16 protein-coding genes are annotated in these 16,782 nt (G+C 39.1%); 10 read left to right on the top strand and 6 right to left on the bottom strand.

Annotation, left to right across the window (positions count from 1 at the left end):
- Nucleotides 1-115 precede the first annotated feature (115 nt).
- From FZC40_RS03155 to FZC40_RS03140, 4 genes are all read left to right on the top strand, one after another.
- Nucleotides 116-400 carry an ArsR/SmtB family transcription factor gene (locus FZC40_RS03155; protein ID WP_148602486.1) on the top strand — a complete coding sequence of 95 codons (285 nt, stop codon included), beginning with the start codon at nucleotides 116-118 and terminating at the stop codon, nucleotides 398-400.
- Nucleotides 401-503: 103 nt separating this feature from the next.
- Nucleotides 504-2,993, top strand: coding sequence for a DsrE/DsrF/DrsH-like family protein (locus tag FZC40_RS03150; protein WP_148602485.1), 2,490 nt, complete (start codon nucleotides 504-506; stop codon nucleotides 2,991-2,993).
- A 24-nt stretch (nucleotides 2,994-3,017) separates the two neighbouring features.
- Nucleotides 3,018-3,338, top strand: a complete 321-nt coding sequence (locus FZC40_RS03145) for a rhodanese-like domain-containing protein (RefSeq protein WP_148602484.1) — start codon at nucleotides 3,018-3,020, stop codon at nucleotides 3,336-3,338.
- Between the two features lie 40 nt (nucleotides 3,339-3,378).
- The gene (locus FZC40_RS03140; RefSeq protein ID WP_311135679.1) at nucleotides 3,379-3,957 is read left to right on the top strand and encodes a class I SAM-dependent methyltransferase; all 579 of its coding nucleotides are present in this window, start codon (nucleotides 3,379-3,381) and stop codon (nucleotides 3,955-3,957) included.
- 90 nt (nucleotides 3,958-4,047) lie between these two features.
- Here the strand turns inward: FZC40_RS03140 and FZC40_RS03135 are convergent, their stop codons facing one another.
- On the bottom strand, nucleotides 4,048-4,341 hold the full coding sequence (locus tag FZC40_RS03135) for a hypothetical protein (RefSeq protein ID WP_148602483.1): 294 nt from the start codon (nucleotides 4,339-4,341) through the stop codon (nucleotides 4,048-4,050).
- Between the two features lie 176 nt (nucleotides 4,342-4,517).
- Here FZC40_RS03135 and FZC40_RS03130 point away from each other — a divergent pair, with 176 nt between their 5' ends.
- Both FZC40_RS03130 and FZC40_RS03125 read left to right on the top strand, forming a co-directional pair.
- Nucleotides 4,518-5,189 (top strand): response regulator transcription factor, encoded by a 672-nt coding sequence (locus FZC40_RS03130; protein ID WP_148602482.1) that lies wholly within the window; start codon nucleotides 4,518-4,520, stop codon nucleotides 5,187-5,189.
- A complete protein-coding gene (locus tag FZC40_RS03125) occupies nucleotides 5,144-6,802 on the top strand; it encodes a sensor histidine kinase (RefSeq protein ID WP_186843637.1) in 1,659 nt (552 codons plus the stop codon). The genes FZC40_RS03130 and FZC40_RS03125 overlap by 46 nt, the downstream gene beginning before the upstream one ends.
- A gap of 30 nt (nucleotides 6,803-6,832) precedes the next feature.
- Here the strand turns inward: FZC40_RS03125 and FZC40_RS03120 are convergent, their stop codons facing one another.
- The 5 genes from FZC40_RS03120 to FZC40_RS03100 form a co-directional block, all read right to left on the bottom strand.
- On the bottom strand, nucleotides 6,833-7,969 hold the full coding sequence (locus tag FZC40_RS03120) for an ROK family protein (RefSeq protein WP_148602480.1): 1,137 nt from the start codon (nucleotides 7,967-7,969) through the stop codon (nucleotides 6,833-6,835).
- 36 nt (nucleotides 7,970-8,005) lie between these two features.
- Entirely contained in the window at nucleotides 8,006-10,426 is a 2,421-nt protein-coding gene (locus tag FZC40_RS03115; protein ID WP_148602479.1) for a plasma-membrane proton-efflux P-type ATPase, read from the bottom strand.
- Nucleotides 10,427-10,467: 41 nt separating this feature from the next.
- On the bottom strand, nucleotides 10,468-11,241 hold the full coding sequence (gene lgt / locus FZC40_RS03110) for a prolipoprotein diacylglyceryl transferase (protein WP_148602478.1): 774 nt from the start codon (nucleotides 11,239-11,241) through the stop codon (nucleotides 10,468-10,470).
- Between the two features lie 322 nt (nucleotides 11,242-11,563).
- The gene (locus FZC40_RS03105) at nucleotides 11,564-12,484 is read right to left on the bottom strand and encodes a SufB/SufD family protein (protein WP_148602477.1); all 921 of its coding nucleotides are present in this window, start codon (nucleotides 12,482-12,484) and stop codon (nucleotides 11,564-11,566) included.
- Between the two features lie 3 nt (nucleotides 12,485-12,487).
- Nucleotides 12,488-13,216, bottom strand: coding sequence for an ABC transporter ATP-binding protein (locus FZC40_RS03100; RefSeq protein WP_148602476.1), 729 nt, complete (start codon nucleotides 13,214-13,216; stop codon nucleotides 12,488-12,490).
- Between the two features lie 207 nt (nucleotides 13,217-13,423).
- On the opposite strand from FZC40_RS03100, the gene modA reads away from it, so the two are divergent.
- Genes modA through FZC40_RS03080 form a run of 4 tightly spaced genes read left to right on the top strand, consistent with a single transcriptional unit; the run spans nucleotide 13,424 to nucleotide 16,513 of the window.
- Nucleotides 13,424-14,212 carry a molybdate ABC transporter substrate-binding protein gene (modA, locus tag FZC40_RS03095; RefSeq protein ID WP_148602475.1) on the top strand — a complete coding sequence of 263 codons (789 nt, stop codon included), beginning with the start codon at nucleotides 13,424-13,426 and terminating at the stop codon, nucleotides 14,210-14,212.
- 9 nt (nucleotides 14,213-14,221) lie between these two features.
- On the top strand, nucleotides 14,222-15,046 hold the full coding sequence (locus tag FZC40_RS03090; protein WP_148602474.1) for an ABC transporter permease: 825 nt from the start codon (nucleotides 14,222-14,224) through the stop codon (nucleotides 15,044-15,046).
- On the top strand, nucleotides 15,043-15,780 hold the full coding sequence (locus tag FZC40_RS03085; protein WP_148602473.1) for an ATP-binding cassette domain-containing protein: 738 nt from the start codon (nucleotides 15,043-15,045) through the stop codon (nucleotides 15,778-15,780). The genes FZC40_RS03090 and FZC40_RS03085 overlap by 4 nt, the downstream gene beginning before the upstream one ends.
- On the top strand, nucleotides 15,770-16,513 hold the full coding sequence (locus tag FZC40_RS03080) for a Rossmann-like domain-containing protein (protein WP_148602472.1): 744 nt from the start codon (nucleotides 15,770-15,772) through the stop codon (nucleotides 16,511-16,513). Before FZC40_RS03085 ends, FZC40_RS03080 begins: the two co-directional genes overlap by 11 nt.
- Nucleotides 16,514-16,782 lie beyond the last annotated feature (269 nt).

Here is a 16,782-nt window from a genome sequence, read left to right as displayed (position 1 = left end):
ATAAAGATAGAAAACTAAAGTTTTAATAAAAAAGGGTTGACAAATTAATTGATATATCGTAATATACAGATACAAAGATTAATAGGACATATAAGAAAAACGGAGGGAGAAATACATGGATAAAGATTTTGACAAATATAATGAAATAGCTGAAATTTTAAAAGTATTGGCTCATCCTGTAAGACTTTGCATTGTGAAAGGCTTGATCGAAAATGGAGAATGTAATGTTACCCATATGCAATCCTGCTTGGATACGCCTCAATCAACAACTTCTCAACATTTGCAAAAATTGAGAGCGGCTGGTATTGTAGAAGGCAAAAGAAATGGTCTTGAGATAAATTATCGAGTTTGTAACGATAGAGTAATTGACATAATTAAAACAATATTTAAAGATAATTAATAAGATGGTCTCAGTGTCATACTAAAAGGTGATACTATAATAAATACATCGTATCATCTTAATATACAGAATAAACAATTAAAATTTTATAGGAGGTATTGTTATGGGTAAAAAAGTATTAATCGTTGGTGGCGTTGCTGGAGGTGCATCTGCCGCCGCAAGACTCAGAAGATTGGATGAAACGGCTGAGATTATTCTGTTTGAAAGAGATGAATACATCTCTTTTGCAAACTGCGGCCTTCCGTATTATATCGGAGAAACCATTAAAGATCGGAACAAATTACTTGTTCAGACACCCGAGGCAATGAAAGCCAGATTCAATATAGATGTTCGCAACAATAGTGAAGTAATAAGCGTTGATGCGAAAAACAAGAAAGTTGTGGTCAAGAGCAAAACGAAAGGAACCTATGAAGAAAGCTATGACTATTTAATTCTATCCCCAGGGGGAAAGGCCATCCGGCCGAATATTCCCGGCATCAACAGTGAAAAGATTTTTACCTTGCGGAATATTCCAGACACGGATATCATAAAAGCCTATGTGGACAAAAAAGGCATCAATCATGCCGTTGTCATCGGTGGCGGTTTCATTGGTGTCGAAATGGCGGAGAATCTTAGAGATCGCGGACTGAACGTGACACTTGTGGAGGCGGCTCCCCATATACTTGCACCTTTTGATCCCGATATGGTGGTGATAGCTGAAAAAGAACTGGCTGAAAACGGCGTTGGACTGATCCTGGGTGACGGCGTCAAATCCTTTGAAGAAATTGGAAATCAGGTTCAGATTACTCTCGGCAGCAATACGAAAATTAATGCGGACATCATCATCCTGGCCATTGGTGTTTCACCGGATACCGCATTCCTGAAAGAAAGCGGACTGGCATTCGGGCCCAAAGGACACATCATCGTCAATGAGAAAATGGAAACCAATCTGGAAGGTGTTTATGCAGTTGGGGATGCCATTGAAGTGGTTGATTTCATTACCAAACAGAAAACCGCCATTGCTCTTGCCGGCCCAGCCAACAAACAGGGACGGATCGCCGCAGACAATGTAGCAGGACTGAATGCCACGTATAAAGGGACCCAGGGATCATCGATTCTTAAAATATTTGGATTAACCGCGGCCAGCACCGGGGCCAATGAAAGAACCCTACAACGGGCCAGCATGCCATACCAGGTGATTTATGTTCATCCGGTATCGCACGCTTCCTATTATCCCGGAGCCATTCCGATGTCGCTTAAACTAATCTTCAATGAAGAAGGAAGGGTACTGGGAGCCCAGGGAATCGGATACGACGGCGTCGATAAACGAATTGATGTTATTGCTACAGCCATCCGTTTTAACGGCACGGTTGATGATCTGGCAGAGTTGGAGCTTTCTTATGCACCGCCATTCTCATCCGCAAAGGATCCGGTTAATATGGCTGGCTTTGTGGCCCAGAATGTACTGGCAGACAGAATGAACACAGTTGCCTGGAAAGATATTGAAAAGGACGGCAATGAAGATACGATGCTTTTGGATGTTCGTACGGAACTGGAATTTAGTAATGGCCATCTGGATGGAGCAATAAACATTCCGGTGGATAGCTTAAGAGAACGTATGAACGAATTGGACAAGAACAAAACCATTATTGAATACTGCCAGGTAGGGCTCCGAGGCTATATTGCCGCCAGAATATTAAGCCAGAACGGCTTTAAGGTTGCCAATGTAACAGGCGGATACAAGACATCATCGATGCTTCATTATGCCCCTGAAAAACCCGACACCAAGGATTCAAACTCAAACAGCAGTGGGTCTTCAAATATGAGCATTGATCCGGATACACAGGCTATCCGAATCGACGAAAATAAAACGGAAAATTATGACAAACAGTTGGATACCTGTGGACTATGCTGCCCAGGGCCGTTGATGCAGGTCAAGGCATCCATGGATGAGCTGAAAGACGGTCAGATTCTGAAAGTGACAGCGTCCGATCCCGGTTTTTATGAAGACATCAAAGCCTGGTGCAAGCGAACCAACAATGAACTGTTGGATCTGAAAAAAATACCGGGAAATATTACCGCCTTTATAAAAAAAAACGCCAGTAGTGCAGTAGTCAATCAGAATTCATTTGATGTCCCGGCAAAAGATAACAAGACCATTGTCGTCTTCAGCGGCGATCTGGACAAGGCCATGGCAGCCTTTATCATTGCCAATGGAGCCGCCTCCATGGGGAAAAAAGTCACCATGTTTTTCACCTTCTGGGGACTTAACATTCTGAGAAAACCTGAAAAGGTCGAGGTGAAAAAAGGTTTGATTGATTCCATGTTCGGAGCAATGATGCCGCGTGGAACCAATAAACTTAAGATTTCAAAAATGAACATGGGGGGCATGGGAACGGCAATGATGCGAAAAGTCATGAACGATAAAAACATCACCTCGCTAGATGAACTGGTCAAAGCTGCAATTGATAGCGGAATCGAACTGGTTGCCTGTCAGATGTCCATGGACGTCATGGGTATTCATCATGAAGAAATGATTGACGGCGTCAAATTAGGGGGCGTCGGATACATGCTGGGAGAAGCCGAAGACTCCAATGTAAACTTTTTTATTTAAATATTCAGTATGGAGGAAAAGAATATGTTTTCACTTTTTAGTAAAAAGAAATTTGAATCAATCAATGTTCGCGATTTAAGCGAGAAGCTGGGAAAGATAAATTTAATCGATGTGAGAGAAAGCGGCGAATATAAAGCGGGGCATGTTCCAAAAGCTAAAAACATCCCCATGAATATTTTATTAAAGAGCCCTGAGAAATATCTCAATGAAAAAGAACAGTATCATATCATCTGTCAGTCAGGTTCAAGAAGTTCAAAAACCTGCGCGAATTTATCATCTCAGGGTTATCAGGTTGTGAATGTTTCGGGAGGTACCGGAGGATATCCGTTACCTTTAAAAAAATAACAAATAAGTTGCAAACAAATGACAGAGAAAGGCTTAATGGATGATGACGCATAAATTTGATGTTAAAAATAAACACAAGCTCGATAATCAAGCAAGAAGAGAGATGCTGCCGCCAGAAAAAACACTCATAAGTCTCGGCCTGAAGAGTGGCGATATTATGGCTGACATTGGTTGTGGTATCGGCTATTTCAGTATTCCGGCAGCTAAAATCGTTGGAAAGTCCGGACAGGTATATGCCCAGGATATTTCAGCTGAAATGCTTGGGGAAGTCGATCAGAAGATTATTGACAACCATATTGGCAATATCGAAACGATCGCTGCAGATGAACATAAATTGAATCTTGAAAATTCAAACATCACGTTTGCTTTTATCAGTACGGTGTTGCATGAACTTGATGACAAAGACTCAATGCTTGATGAAATAAAAGGGGTTCTGGCTGATAAAGGGAGAATCGCTATTGTGGAATGGCAAAAAATAAATAGTGAATTCGGTCCGCCGATGGGACATCGACTGGATAAAGCGGATTTGATGCAACGATTGGCAATACATGGATTTCAAAAAATATCGGCCGTAGATATTAGTGAACATTTTTACGGGATAACCGCATATAAAAATTAGGAAAAAAAAGCAGCTTTCTATGAAAATAAAACATCATAGAAAGCTGTTTTTCTGTTTTTATCCAGTTGCTCAAGACAAAATTATGGAAAACTATTTATTTCTTCCGTGCTGCATTCCAGTGCCATCCTGTGGGTGAGTTCCACCGCTAAGATCACAAACGCCATCACCATCAGAATCGACAAAGGATCCGTTACCATACTTCATGCCGGCACCGGCGCCAGTACCATCGCAGATGCCGTCGCCATTGGTATCACAAAGTCCCTGTTGGACACAGGTTCCGTTTCTGTTACCCTGGCCTTGTCCGTTTGCTGGAGCTGCTAATGCACTTCCGGCGGTTACCAGCATCAATGCCAATGATGCGACTAAAATTACTTTTGCTTTCATTTTTTATTCCTCCGTGTTTAAATTATTTTATAGCTGTATTGTACGACGTCCATGTGTCATTAGTGTGTCAAAATGGGTAGAAATATAAAAACAAGAAGTTTGAAGACATTTTGATTTGACACAAAATTGACATGATGATGTGATACACTATTATCATTATTATGGAGGTATTTACAATGAAAGGAATTCGTATTCTTGTCGCAGAAGATGAAGATAAATTGCGGGAAGTCATTTTAAAATATTTTAAAAAAGAAGGCTATGAAGGATTTGGTGCCTCTGACGGAGAAGAAGCGCTGAAACTTTGGGAGGAGAAAAAACCGGATTGTGTCATACTGGATGTGATGATGCCGAAAATGGATGGATTTGAAGTACTGCAAGAAATCAGACAGACGGACAACGTCCCGGTGATCATGCTGACGGCCAGGAGAGAGGAAGACGACAAAATACAGGGGTTTGAAGTCGGTGCGGATGACTATGTCACAAAACCCTTTAGTCCAAGAGAACTGATGGTGCGGATCAAAGCGCTGCTAAAACGCAGTGGGGTAGTGACTGTCGAGAACAATTTGGAAGTCTGTGGGATTCAGTTCAATCCTGAAGAACGCTTGATGACGATCAATGATGAAACGATTCAGTTGAGCCAGAAAGAATATGACATGCTGATATATTTTATCAATAATCAGAAACTGGTATTATCGCGTGAGCAGATTCTCGATCGGATTTGGGGATTTGATTATGAAGGGGATAGTCGAGTTGTGGATACGTCCATCAAACGTCTCAGAAAAAAATTGGGAGAAAAAGGAGAATGCATTCAGACAATTCGGGGTCTTGGATACAAATTTCAAAAATGAGAAGTTCGATTTTTTCAAGGCTCATGCTTTATTTGAGTATCTTTTTTCTGATTTTGTGTGGTTTGACTTATTTTGCACTCACTTCCTATTTTGAAGTTTATTATACGCAAAGCCGAACCGATGCTTTAATTGAAAAAACGAAGGAAGTGTTGTCGATTTACAATCAGGATGGTTTAACACCGGAACTTCAATCCTTCGTTGATCTTGCCGAAGAAGAGGGTACGGTGATTCAGATTATTCAGAAACAGGTGAATTCACAAGATACTTCATTGATTAAGAATATCGTTGCGGAATCGGGACAAGCTGAGCAACTGCAAGGGACAAAAACGACTCAAACTGAGAAACTGGGAAGCTGGGTAAGTAGTCAAAAACTGGTGGCATCTGAAAATAGTCAGAACGGATCAGGAAGCGGTGCCGGGCATGGTGACGGAATGAATGCTGGGCAAGGTTCTGGCAATGGGACGGGAAATGGATCAGGAAATGCTGGCGGTTCTGGTTCAGGAATGCAAAATAGCCTTGAAAATCAGGTGGATACCCATCAGGATGGTGAGAGTTTTGTGATGGTTTTGGGGAATAGCGATCATCAGGTCGAATGGCTGTCTTATAAAGAAGTAGCAGTCGACGGGTCTCAAATTGTTGGACGTATTCCATTGTACTCGGTTAACGAAGTGATTGCAATTGTACAGAACTTTTTATTGATATTTTTGATCGTTATTTTTAGCTGTTCATTGATATTCGCCTATTTTTTTACCAGTGGAATTTCAAAACCAATTATCAGATTGAACCGGATTGCGAAAGAAATGGGAAACCTCAGTTTTTCCGAAAAATACAAAGGAAACCGTAAGGATGAAATCGGACAATTGGGGGAAACGCTGAATCATATTTCCGATGAACTGGAAACGACGATCGAAAAACTTCAGGGAGAACTGAATAAGGAACGGACCCTGGATAAAATGCGCCAACGTTTTACGGCGCAGGTCTCACATGAAATTCAGACGCCTCTGGCAGTTATCAAAAGCTATGCGGAAGCACTGGAGGATGGGATTCTTGAAAATCAGGATGAGGAGTCGGAATACTACATCACGATCCAAAAGGAAGCAGATAAAATCAGCGGAATTGCTAACGATTTACTGGATCTGTCCCAGATTGAATCCGGCGCTTATCGGCTAAAAAAAGACAAATTTATAGGGCTTGAGGTGGTTTCCTCGGTGGTCGACCGATTCAGAAACACCTATCCGGAAAAAAACATCATTTTGAAGGACTGCTGTGAACCAGCGCTCATTATTGAGATGGACCGAAAACGGGTCGAACAGGTTTTTTACAATCTGATGAGCAATGCGATTAAACACGTGAGTCCGGAAGATGGCATCATTGAGGTTGAATGTGAGCTGTGTTCAGGCCAGTGGGTCGTATCGGTTTACAATACCGGGAATGTCATTCCGGAAAGCGAACTGGATCAGATCTGGAAATACTTTTACAAGGGTGAGTCTGACAAAAAAGGGACCGGCCTGGGTTTGGCGATTGTGAAGGGAATCATTGAATGTCATGGCGGAAAAGTTGAAGCAGTCAACAGGGAAAACGGGGTGCGATTTGAAATATCGCTGCCTCTGTAAAAGTACGTAATACAGGAAATCATCAATTCTTTAAGAATTAATGATTTCCTGTATTACCATTATCGAAGCACCAACCGAAATTGAATAATTTTCAAAGTAACCGCCTTTATTAAATTTAATCTGATTATTTATGACATGGCATTGTTCTAGTGCAACTTTTTTACATTCATCATAAAATAATTGCGAATGTTGGATAAGCGGACCGCTCAGTATAATTAACTGGGGATCCAGCAACCGAATAAAATTTGCGAGCCCAATTCCAAAATGCAGGGCGGAATCCGAAATAATTTTTTTTGCAATGATATTGTTGTTTTCCGCCAAATAACAAACATCGATATAGCTGATTTCGTTTAGGTTTTTATTCAGAATTCTCTTTCCGATTTTTCCTTCCTGGCAAATAAATTTTTGCGTGATGTTGATGATGGATGCATAGGTTTCTACACATCCATCATTTCCATCGGGGCAGAGATCGCCATGGTTACCCACAATCATATGACCAAGGGCATCTTCAGAAGAGTTTATCGCGCGAATTAAAATATCTGAAGAGATTACCCCGGTTCTGATACCAACACCACAGTGGATGTAGGCAATGTTTATTTTATCTTTACCAAAGCCAAGAAAATGCTCACCAATAACGGCAGCATTAGCGCCGTTATCAATCGATATCGGGACTTGATATGCTGCAATTAACTTAGTATATAATAATTTCGTATCGAAGCCCATAACGATGCCGATGCCGATCCCAACAATCATCGATTTATCAATATTCGATGTCTTTATCAAGTCACTAACGTTAACTGGTATAGTTTTGATGACTTCATTGACTTCGTAAGTGTCATCAATCCTTTTTTCAGCCATTATTCTAAATTTCAAATTTGTTATAATTATTTGGGTATAGGTTCTTGAAATGTCAATTCCGATCATATAAAAGTCACCGGGATTGACATCATATAAGGCCGGCTTTCTTCCCCCGGTTGATTCGGCAGTTGCCGTTTCAATAATCATTTTTCTAGCAATCAGGTTTTTCATATCGCGATTTAAAGTGGTTAATTTTAGTTGCGTTTTCACTAACAATTGATTCTTGGTTAGCGGACCGTATTTTTGAATAATATTAAAGATATATTTGCACCGATCGCTCAGTGTTTCAAAATATTTATATGCGTTCATTTAGAGGACACTCCCTTTTTGCGATAAGCGTTATCGTTATATTTTAAATTGTCTAAACAGAGCGTATTTAGCGAAATCAATAAACGGCGTAAATAATAACGCAATCCCTAATATAATAAAGACCTGATTGGCTGAAAGACTGGGAATAAATAGCCCGAAAATACCTAATAATACAAATCCGAAGATCGTTAAGGTGTTTACTATCAGTAAATTTTTATTGGGAATAGACGACCAGAAATGGCTTCTTTCCCTCACCATCAGGATTCTGAATTGCGTATTGAAAACAAGGCTCAGCATCACTAGGGTCTGCAATTGATCAAATTCCAGCTGAAAATAGCTTAGTCCGATAAAAATCAGAAATAAGTCTTCGCAGGCAAAGAATAGACCAAGAATTAATGATGCGGAAATAATATTCTTGATTTCCCACTTATTGGGTGAGTCGGTGGATTTTACATTATCAGTAGCAATGGACATGGTGACAAAATCATTGGCAAAGACCAATAATGACATGCCTAAAAGCGAAATAACGAGATCATGTAGCCAAAAAAATCCGATCGTAAATAATATCACGACTTCCACGACTTTTGTTATTTTGTTGATAACCCAGGTCAACATGCGTTGATAGGTTTTCCTGCTCACCTTCACAGCATCAATTATTTCACTTAAACCCGGTTGTGTTAAAACAATACTTGCGGATGCTTTTGCCACATCGGTTGCTTCACTGACAGCCGTCCCCAGTTCAGCTTGTTTCAAGGCGGGAGAATCATTTACCCCATCACCGGTCATGCCAACCATATGTCCATTATCTTGCAGCAGTTTTACTATTTTATATTTATCCTCGGGGTATACTTCGGCAAAACCATCACTTTCTTCAATGAGTCGAAGTTGTTCGCTATGTGATAATCCCTTCAGATCACCAATGCGATAGATAGTATTGCCGATCCCAACTTGTCTGGATATCTCTTGGGCAATGGCAATACTATCACCGGTAAGCATCAGGCACTTAATACCAAGATTTTTTATTTCAGATATCATGCTGGCTGAATCCATCCGTGGCGGATCGGCGATAGCCAACAGTCCCACAAGGGTAAAATGATTGCTGGTTTCATCTTCTGATACGGCAATGGCGATTGTTCGTGATCCTTTTTCAGAAAAGCGTTCAATTGCCTGGTTTGCCGTCGCTAAAGTTTTTGTTTCGAGTTCTTCGCACAATGCTATGATTGTTTGCGCAGCGCCTTTAATTATTTTGAACTTAATGACATTAGCTGCAGCAATGGCTTCGGTTTTTTTATTTTCAGGATTGAATGGAGTATAGGAAATCTGCTGATATCCATCAAAGATGGTATTAATTGATTTTGAATAATTGATAATTGAAAGATCGATGGCATCCAGTCCCTCCTCTTGGGAAGCTAATACCGCCATTTTGACAACATCATCCTTACAATAGTTTGCAAAAGCGATGCAATCGACGACTGATAATTTGTTTTGCGTAATTGTACCGGTTTTATCAAAGCAGAAAATATCGATGGATGCAGCATCTTCGATTGAATCAAGCCTGGTTACCAATACCCCTTTTTTAGATAGTTCCATTGCTCCAACAGCTTGAACGATTGTCAGCACCGCCGGCAGAGCCACCGGTATGGCTCCAATTAGAAAGACCACAATAAAAGATAAGATAAACAAAAAATCTTTGTGAAGAAATAACGCATATAATGAAACGATGATCGATGCTGCAATTCCCAAATACATCATATATTTGACGATGTTCATCATCAATTCTTCCTGTTTTGACTTCGGTTTGGCTATTTTTACCAATTCAACCGTTTTACCAAAGAACGTATTTGCACCAGTATTGAGAACCACCCCATTGGCATCGCCGCGTTTGACAATCGAACTGGAATGAACGATGTCTGAAGAATGCAGGTCTTTTGGCAGCGATTCGCCGGTTATCGCCGATTCATCAGCTGATATGTCACCGATTATGATTTTTATATCCGCCGGAACTAAATCTCCAAGTTTGATATGGATGATATCTCCCGGCACTAAATCTTCAGCATCTTTTACGATCCAGGTATGATTACGTAAAATATTCGTCTTAATTTCCAACTTTTTTTTAAGCAACTCGACTGCTTTTTGTGAGTTCTGTGCCTGCAGATATCCAATAATGGCATTTACAGTCAGTAAAATAAAAATGATTAAGCTTTCAGTGTAATGCCCCAATATTATTGTGAGTACAATTGCAAATTCCAATAGCCATGGCATCGGTCCCCAATAGCGTTTAAAAAAATCAAGAAGGGGCTTCTTGTTTACTTCCACAATTTTATTAAAACCAAATTTTTTAATGCGAATTTCTGCTTCATCGGTAGAAAGACCGTCTGTAGTTGTTTCAAGAAACTCAATTGTTTCTTCGGTGGACATGTTTCCATATTCAGAGGTACTTTTGATCTGTGTATCCATAAAAAAAGCTCCTTTAAATGAATTTTAAAATACTGAGTTATTTATAAAAGATGATCATCCGTTTTTTTATATTTTAAGAAAATGAGAAAGGCTACCCAGATAATAACGCCACTTAAACTCATTAATTGAGCAATTCTAATTGAACCAAGCATTAAACTGTCAGTTCGCAATCCTTCAATAAAAAATCTACCAACGGAATATAAGCCAATATAAGTAAAGAGCACAATTCCGCTGCTCTGATATTTTCTTAAAATAAGCATTAATATTAGAAATATTGATAAGTCCCATACAGATTCATATAAAAAAGTTGGCTGATAAAAAAGACCATCAATGTACATCCCCTTTTGGATAAAAAGCGGAAAATATTTAATGAATTCATAAGATACTGCCTCACCATGGGCTTCACCATTAAAAAAATTTCCCCATCGGCCAAGTGCTTGAGCAATGATAATTGATGGAGCTGCGACATCAGCTATCTTTAAAAAGTCAATTTTTTTATAGTTTGTTACAATATATGCAGCGATGAACGCGAATAGAATCCCACCGTGAATAGCAAGACCGCCTTGCCTAATATTGAATATATCAATCAAGTTATCTTTATAATCATTGAATTGAAAAACCACGTAATATAATCTGGCTCCGATAATACCAATAGGTAAAGAAATAAGAACGACATCTAAAAAGGAATCAAAATTTATATCTCTATATTTACAGTTGTATTTTGCAAAAATTAAACCTAAAATCATTCCAAAAGCAATTAATAATCCATACCATCTGATACTGACACCAAAAATGTAAAATGCAACTGGATTCATATGCGTTTCCTCCAAATATAATCAATTCTATTTTTATTATATACACTTTTGACCATTATGGCAATAAGATATTCTGATATTTTGATTAGGTCTTAATAGTGCTGTTTAAAGAATGATGCGATAAATATGAACATAGATAGCATTATTAATTTGAGAATTAGAAGATAGAAAGATCGTGGGTCGCAAGATAAGAAGGAACCAATGGATGCGATGATTATAAATAAAAAAAGCTTCCAGATTAATGTTAAAACAAATTAAATCTGAAAGCTTTTTTAAGTTAATACAAAATTATTTACAGTCTGACAAAAGTGGTGTTACGACATCAATTCAAAAAACCGTCGATGATCTTTGCTTCCGCTTCACTTTCTGTCAAGCCTAATGTCATCAGCTTGATCATCTGATCTCCGGCAATTTTACCGATGGCTGCCTCATGGATGAGCATTGCATCCAGACTATTGGCGGTAATTTCAGGAATGGCTTTTACCACGCCATGATCCATAATAATCGCATCACACTCGGAATGCCCCATACAGCGGGTATTGCCGTTGATTTTAGAAATAAACGTTTGTTTGGAATGCTCTCTGGCTACTGAACGGGAAATCAGATTAACACTGGAATCTTCACCATTCATATCCACTTCAAAACTCGATTCAGCAATTTGATCTCCGTGAGTCATCAACTTTTCTTTAATAACTAAGGTTGCATTGGCCTTTAGTTTTGCCTTTGTCAATCGTTTCGTGGAATCAACCCCCTTAATTTGAGAGGTTTCCATTTCCATATAACTGCCTTCTTCCTGTTCCACTTCTGTCACCGGATCAATGATCCGCTTGCCAGTCCCGGTACCTACGCCGATGTGCTTTTCAACATAAAGAACCCGTGAATTTTTGCTTAAAAAGAAACGATGAATGCCATTGTGTTCAGAGCCGTCACAGCTATTCCCGGTGCTGACTCCGCATCCAGCGATAATCGTAACATCGGCATTTTCCCCGATATAAAAATCATTGTAAACCAAATCGTGGACGCCGCTACAGGAAACCAAAGCCGGAATATAAACAGACTCAGATTTCGTATTGGGTTTCACGATAATATCAATACCGGATTTATCTTTTTTTCCGACAATTTCAATATTTTCACTGGATTGTCTGGCAACACTTTGGCTATTGTCTCTAATATTATAAGCACCCTTTGGCAGCTCTTCCAGTCCACTCACTTCTTTTAACAATTGTTTTGCTATATCATTCATTTTTTAAGCCTCCACGATATCTTGACAATTCAGACAGTTTAAGGGATCTTCGCAATGGAGCAATTCAGGCAAGACACTATCCTTGGCGCCACGTTTAATAATAGCCCCATCCACCATGGCAATGATTTCATCTGCCACATCTAAAATCCGTTCTTGATGGGAAATAATGATAATGGATACTTCCTTATTACTGTGCATTTTTTTGAACACATCAATGAGGTGGTTGAAACTCCATAAATCGATACCGGCTTCGGGTTCATCAAATATGGATAAGATCGTATTTCTGGCAATTATAGTGGCAATCTCAATTCGTTTGATTTCTCCGCCGGATAACCCAGCATTGAGTTCCCGATTGATGTAATCTTTTGCACATAAGCCAACTTCTGATAAATACTGACTGGCTTCCATTACAGATAAATCTTTACCGGCGGCAACATTTAATAAATTGTGAACGGTAATTCCCTTAAATCGTATCGGCTGCTGGAATCCAAAACTGATTCCTCGTTTTGCTCTTTCAGTAATACTTAAATTGGTAATATCTTCGCCATTAAAGGTGATTTTACCTCTGGTGGGTTTGATAACTCCAGAAATAACTCGGGCCAGGGTAGATTTCCCGCCACCGTTGGGACCGGTTATAGCAATAAATTTACCTTTTTCAATCGTTAAATTAACGTCTTTTAAAATCTCTTTTTCATTTTCCACTTCAAATGAGACATTTTCAAGTTTTAACATTTTTTCTCCTTACTTATTTGCTATATTTCAATTACTTATCAACATTATAGCAGAATTCACTGGCTATAATCAGACAAATTTTTGTGTTCTTTATTTGTACATAAAAATTAAAAGATTGACGTGACGTAAAAAAGTAGTGTATTATTCAAACTAATAAAACAATATTAAAAGCAATAAAACATAATAAAAAAAGATGAGGAGAGAAAAATGAAAAGAGTAAAGAAATGGTTGGCGGTTCTATTGGTTGCCGGTATGTCGATTGGACTGATGACAGCATGCAGTAGCAATACTGAAACACAATCGAAGGACACCGCAAAGGAACTTACTGGACAAAATTTATTTGTTTATTGCGGGGCAGGAATGACAGATCCGTTTGGTAAAATTACAGATGCTTTCAAGGAAGAAACAGGCTGTGAAGTGCAAGTCGTATATGCAAATGCGGCTCAAATTCAGAATCAGATTCAAACAACCAAGGAGGGTGATCTATTTATAGCAGGTTCAGCCGATGAGTTGGTACCGGTGAAAGATCTTGTGAAGGAAAGTAAAAATCTGGTCAAACATATTCCGGTTTTGGCTGTGAAAAGCGGAAATCCATTAGGTATTACAGGATTGAATGATTTGACAAAGGATGGCGTGGAGGTTGTACTGGGCGATGCAGATGCGACACCCATTGGCAAAATAGCAAATAAAGCGTTGACGGATTTAGGAATTCTTCAAAATGTAAATGTCATTGCACGAGCTTCCACGGCACCGGAAATTTTCAATGCCCTATCCGTTGATGAGTGCAATGCAATCATTGACTGGAAAGAAAATGTTACGGGATCAACCACCGAGATTGTTAATACAACCGATCTGGATGCCTATGTTAAAACGGTTCCAGCAGCAAGTTTAACGTGCAGTACAAATACCGAAGCTTTGGGAAAATTTTTGACCTTTCTTGATTCAGACAAAGCAAAAAGTATCTGGAAAAGTTATGGTTATGAATTGCTCAATTAAACTATATTTATGAAAGAACGCACCCATTTATTTAATCTGTTTGAAATTATTTCGATTATCACGGCGGCTGTTGTTGTTGTATTTACATCAGTGTTGATTCTGACAATTATTGTGAGAGGTTTTCCGTACTTGCAAGAAGCATTTCTTTCTAAAGAAATTCAATTTTCCATCAAATTGAGCTTGTATACGGCGAGTATCGCTACGTTTATCTGTATGTTTTTGGGGGTACCCACCGCTTACGCATTGACTAGAACGTCCTTTCCATTAAAAAAACTATGTCAGATCATTATTGAACTTCCCTTATCCATGCCGTATTTGGTTTTGGGCTTGAGTCTGTTGCTAATTTTTTCATCCGATCTTGGGAAAGCTTTAAAGGAGCTGGGCTTCAGAGTCGTATTTGACAAAAATGGCATTATCCTAGCTCAGACCGTTGTGAATTTACCTTATGTGATCCGCTTTATTCGAACGGCATTTCAGGAGGTGGATGAGCGATTGGAATTCATTTCGGGAAGTCTGGGCGCTTCAAAATGGAAACGGTTTACAACGATTACCGTGCCGCTGTCAAAAAATGCGATTATAGCAACGATTATTCTGACATGGTCGAGATGTCTCGGAGAATTTGGAGCGACATTAATGTTGGTTGGGGCGACGCGAATGAAGACAGAAACATTGACAACATCTATTTATTTGAATTTGGCAACAGGAGACAATGGTGCAGCGATGGCTTCAGCAACAATCATACTGATTATTTCATTTGCATCACTGTTTATTACAAATTGGTTGGGAAGAAAGAATTCCAAAGAAAGCAGAATGAAAGATGTGACTTTACGATGAATGCAATGGTGGAGATAAAAGATTTTTCAATTCAGTTGGGAAGCTTTAAGCTAAAAAATATCAATTTGAATATTTTTGATAATGAAATATTTGCCGTGCTGGGAAAAACCGGATCGGGAAAAACCGTGCTTCTTGAATCCATTGCAGGGTTTTACAGGCGCTTTTCGGGAAATGTGACTATCCAGGGAAAAAGTGTTATTGAGATTCCCCTGGAAAAACGGAAAATTGGATTTGTATATCAGGATTTCGGCTTGTTTCCGCATATGACGGTATATGATAATATTTGTTATGGATTGAAAATACAAAAAATGGATAAAGAAAAACGAAAGAAAAAAGTTGCTGAAATGGCAGAAATATTGTCAATTGAACATATTTTAAAGCAGTATCCGGGGACATTGAGCGGCGGCGAGCGGCAGAGAACAGCTCTTGCCCGGGCGCTTGTTCTTAATCCCAAAATGCTATTAATGGATGAGCCGTTTTCGGCATTGGATCCAGCGACAAAACAGAGCATGTATGAACAGATTAAAGAGATACATAAGATCTTTGGATGTACCATTCTCTTTGTAACACATGATTTTAATGAAGCTCAGATCATGGCTGACCGAATCGGTATTATGGTAAATGGTGAACTGAGAGGAATTCGAAAGAGCATCGATTTATTTAAAAAATGTCAAGATGAAGATATAAATAATTTTCTTTGTGGAAATTCGAGAGGAGAAAAAGATGCAATTTAAAGATGCACGAGAGGTTTTGAAGTCGCTGTTAAATCAAAATAAAGAATTAAATAACCTAAATATTACAATCAGCAGCAGAGCTTTGAAGAATGAGGAGGCGATCGGTCACCCAGATCGAAAAGATTTTCCACTATTAACAGGTAAAGAAGTTCTTTTGCAGGCAGAAGTGGATGGCAGCCTGGGCCAGGCATTTACCAGCGATCCGATTGCCTATCAGGGAAATATACCGGGCATATTGGATTTACCGGCCGATAGACTTGGAAATTATGCGCTTTTGGTTGCGACTCTCAATGCCGTTTCACGTAAGCTGGGTTTTGCCGATCACACCATTCATTGCGTTGACAATGAACCGGAAACATGTGCTGGAAAAATCAGTCAGACCGTTTTGGAAAAACATGGCCTCTGTAAAATAGGCATCATTGGATATCAGCCAGCTATCCTGGAAAACTGTGCCCGGGTATTTGGGGCAGACAATATAAAGATCAGCGATTTAAATAGAAAGAATGTTGGGAGTCTTCGTTATGGCGTGAAAGTGCTGGATGGATTAACCGATACGAAGGAAGTGGTGGAATTTGCAGATGTACTGCTGATAACCGGTTCAATTTTAGCAAATGGAACGGATCGAAGTGTATTGGATGAATTGGAAAATAAACAGTTTTATTTATTTGGAACAACCTGCGCAGCATTGGCGAATTTTAATCATTTCAAGCGGTTATGTCCCCTGTCAAGATAGGATGATAAGAGATAAAGATAATTAGAATAAAAAAACAAAAGAGAAAATCAAAAAAAAATTTACAGCGTTTTCACTTTTTTGGTATTGTTTTTTATGTGTACGAAGGTAATGACTTGAAGCAGCCTAGTGTTTAGGTTAGAAGCAGAATCGAATATTGAACAAAAGAATTTTTAATAACCGACAGTTGAGGATGATGACTCCTTGATTGGCGGTTATTTTCTATTTTTGGGCTCTTGTAAAAAAGTAAAATAGTTGTTGACATATGCCAA

The organism is Acetobacterium tundrae (genome assembly GCF_008086615.1).
Lineage (GTDB): Bacteria > Bacillota > Clostridia > Eubacteriales > Eubacteriaceae > Acetobacterium > Acetobacterium tundrae.
This window is presented reverse-complemented; position numbering and strand designations above follow the sequence as displayed.

Bases quoted from the DNA above. Each gene is read 5' to 3' on its own strand.
- FZC40_RS03090 (WP_148602474.1), top strand. From the start codon at position 14,222: ATGAAAGAACGCACCCATTTATTTAATCTGTTTGAAATTATTTCGATT.
- FZC40_RS03105 (WP_148602477.1), bottom strand. From the start codon at position 12,484: ATGAATGATATAGCAAAACAATTGTTAAAAGAAGTGAGTGGACTGGAA.
- modA (WP_148602475.1), top strand. From the start codon at position 13,424: ATGAAAAGAGTAAAGAAATGGTTGGCGGTTCTATTGGTTGCCGGTATG.
- FZC40_RS03130 (WP_148602482.1), top strand. From the start codon at position 4,518: ATGAAAGGAATTCGTATTCTTGTCGCAGAAGATGAAGATAAATTGCGG.
- FZC40_RS03140 (WP_311135679.1), top strand. From the start codon at position 3,379: ATGATGACGCATAAATTTGATGTTAAAAATAAACACAAGCTCGATAAT.
- FZC40_RS03125 (WP_186843637.1), top strand. From the start codon at position 5,144: ATGCATTCAGACAATTCGGGGTCTTGGATACAAATTTCAAAAATGAGA.
- FZC40_RS03080 (WP_148602472.1), top strand. From the start codon at position 15,770: ATGCAATTTAAAGATGCACGAGAGGTTTTGAAGTCGCTGTTAAATCAA.
- FZC40_RS03135 (WP_148602483.1), bottom strand. From the start codon at position 4,341: ATGAAAGCAAAAGTAATTTTAGTCGCATCATTGGCATTGATGCTGGTA.
- FZC40_RS03120 (WP_148602480.1), bottom strand. From the start codon at position 7,969: ATGAACGCATATAAATATTTTGAAACACTGAGCGATCGGTGCAAATAT.
- lgt (WP_148602478.1), bottom strand. From the start codon at position 11,241: ATGAATCCAGTTGCATTTTACATTTTTGGTGTCAGTATCAGATGGTAT.
- FZC40_RS03145 (WP_148602484.1), top strand. From the start codon at position 3,018: ATGTTTTCACTTTTTAGTAAAAAGAAATTTGAATCAATCAATGTTCGC.
- FZC40_RS03115 (WP_148602479.1), bottom strand. From the start codon at position 10,426: ATGGATACACAGATCAAAAGTACCTCTGAATATGGAAACATGTCCACC.
- FZC40_RS03155 (WP_148602486.1), top strand. From the start codon at position 116: ATGGATAAAGATTTTGACAAATATAATGAAATAGCTGAAATTTTAAAA.
- FZC40_RS03150 (WP_148602485.1), top strand. From the start codon at position 504: ATGGGTAAAAAAGTATTAATCGTTGGTGGCGTTGCTGGAGGTGCATCT.
- FZC40_RS03100 (WP_148602476.1), bottom strand. From the start codon at position 13,216: ATGTTAAAACTTGAAAATGTCTCATTTGAAGTGGAAAATGAAAAAGAG.
- FZC40_RS03085 (WP_148602473.1), top strand. From the start codon at position 15,043: ATGAATGCAATGGTGGAGATAAAAGATTTTTCAATTCAGTTGGGAAGC.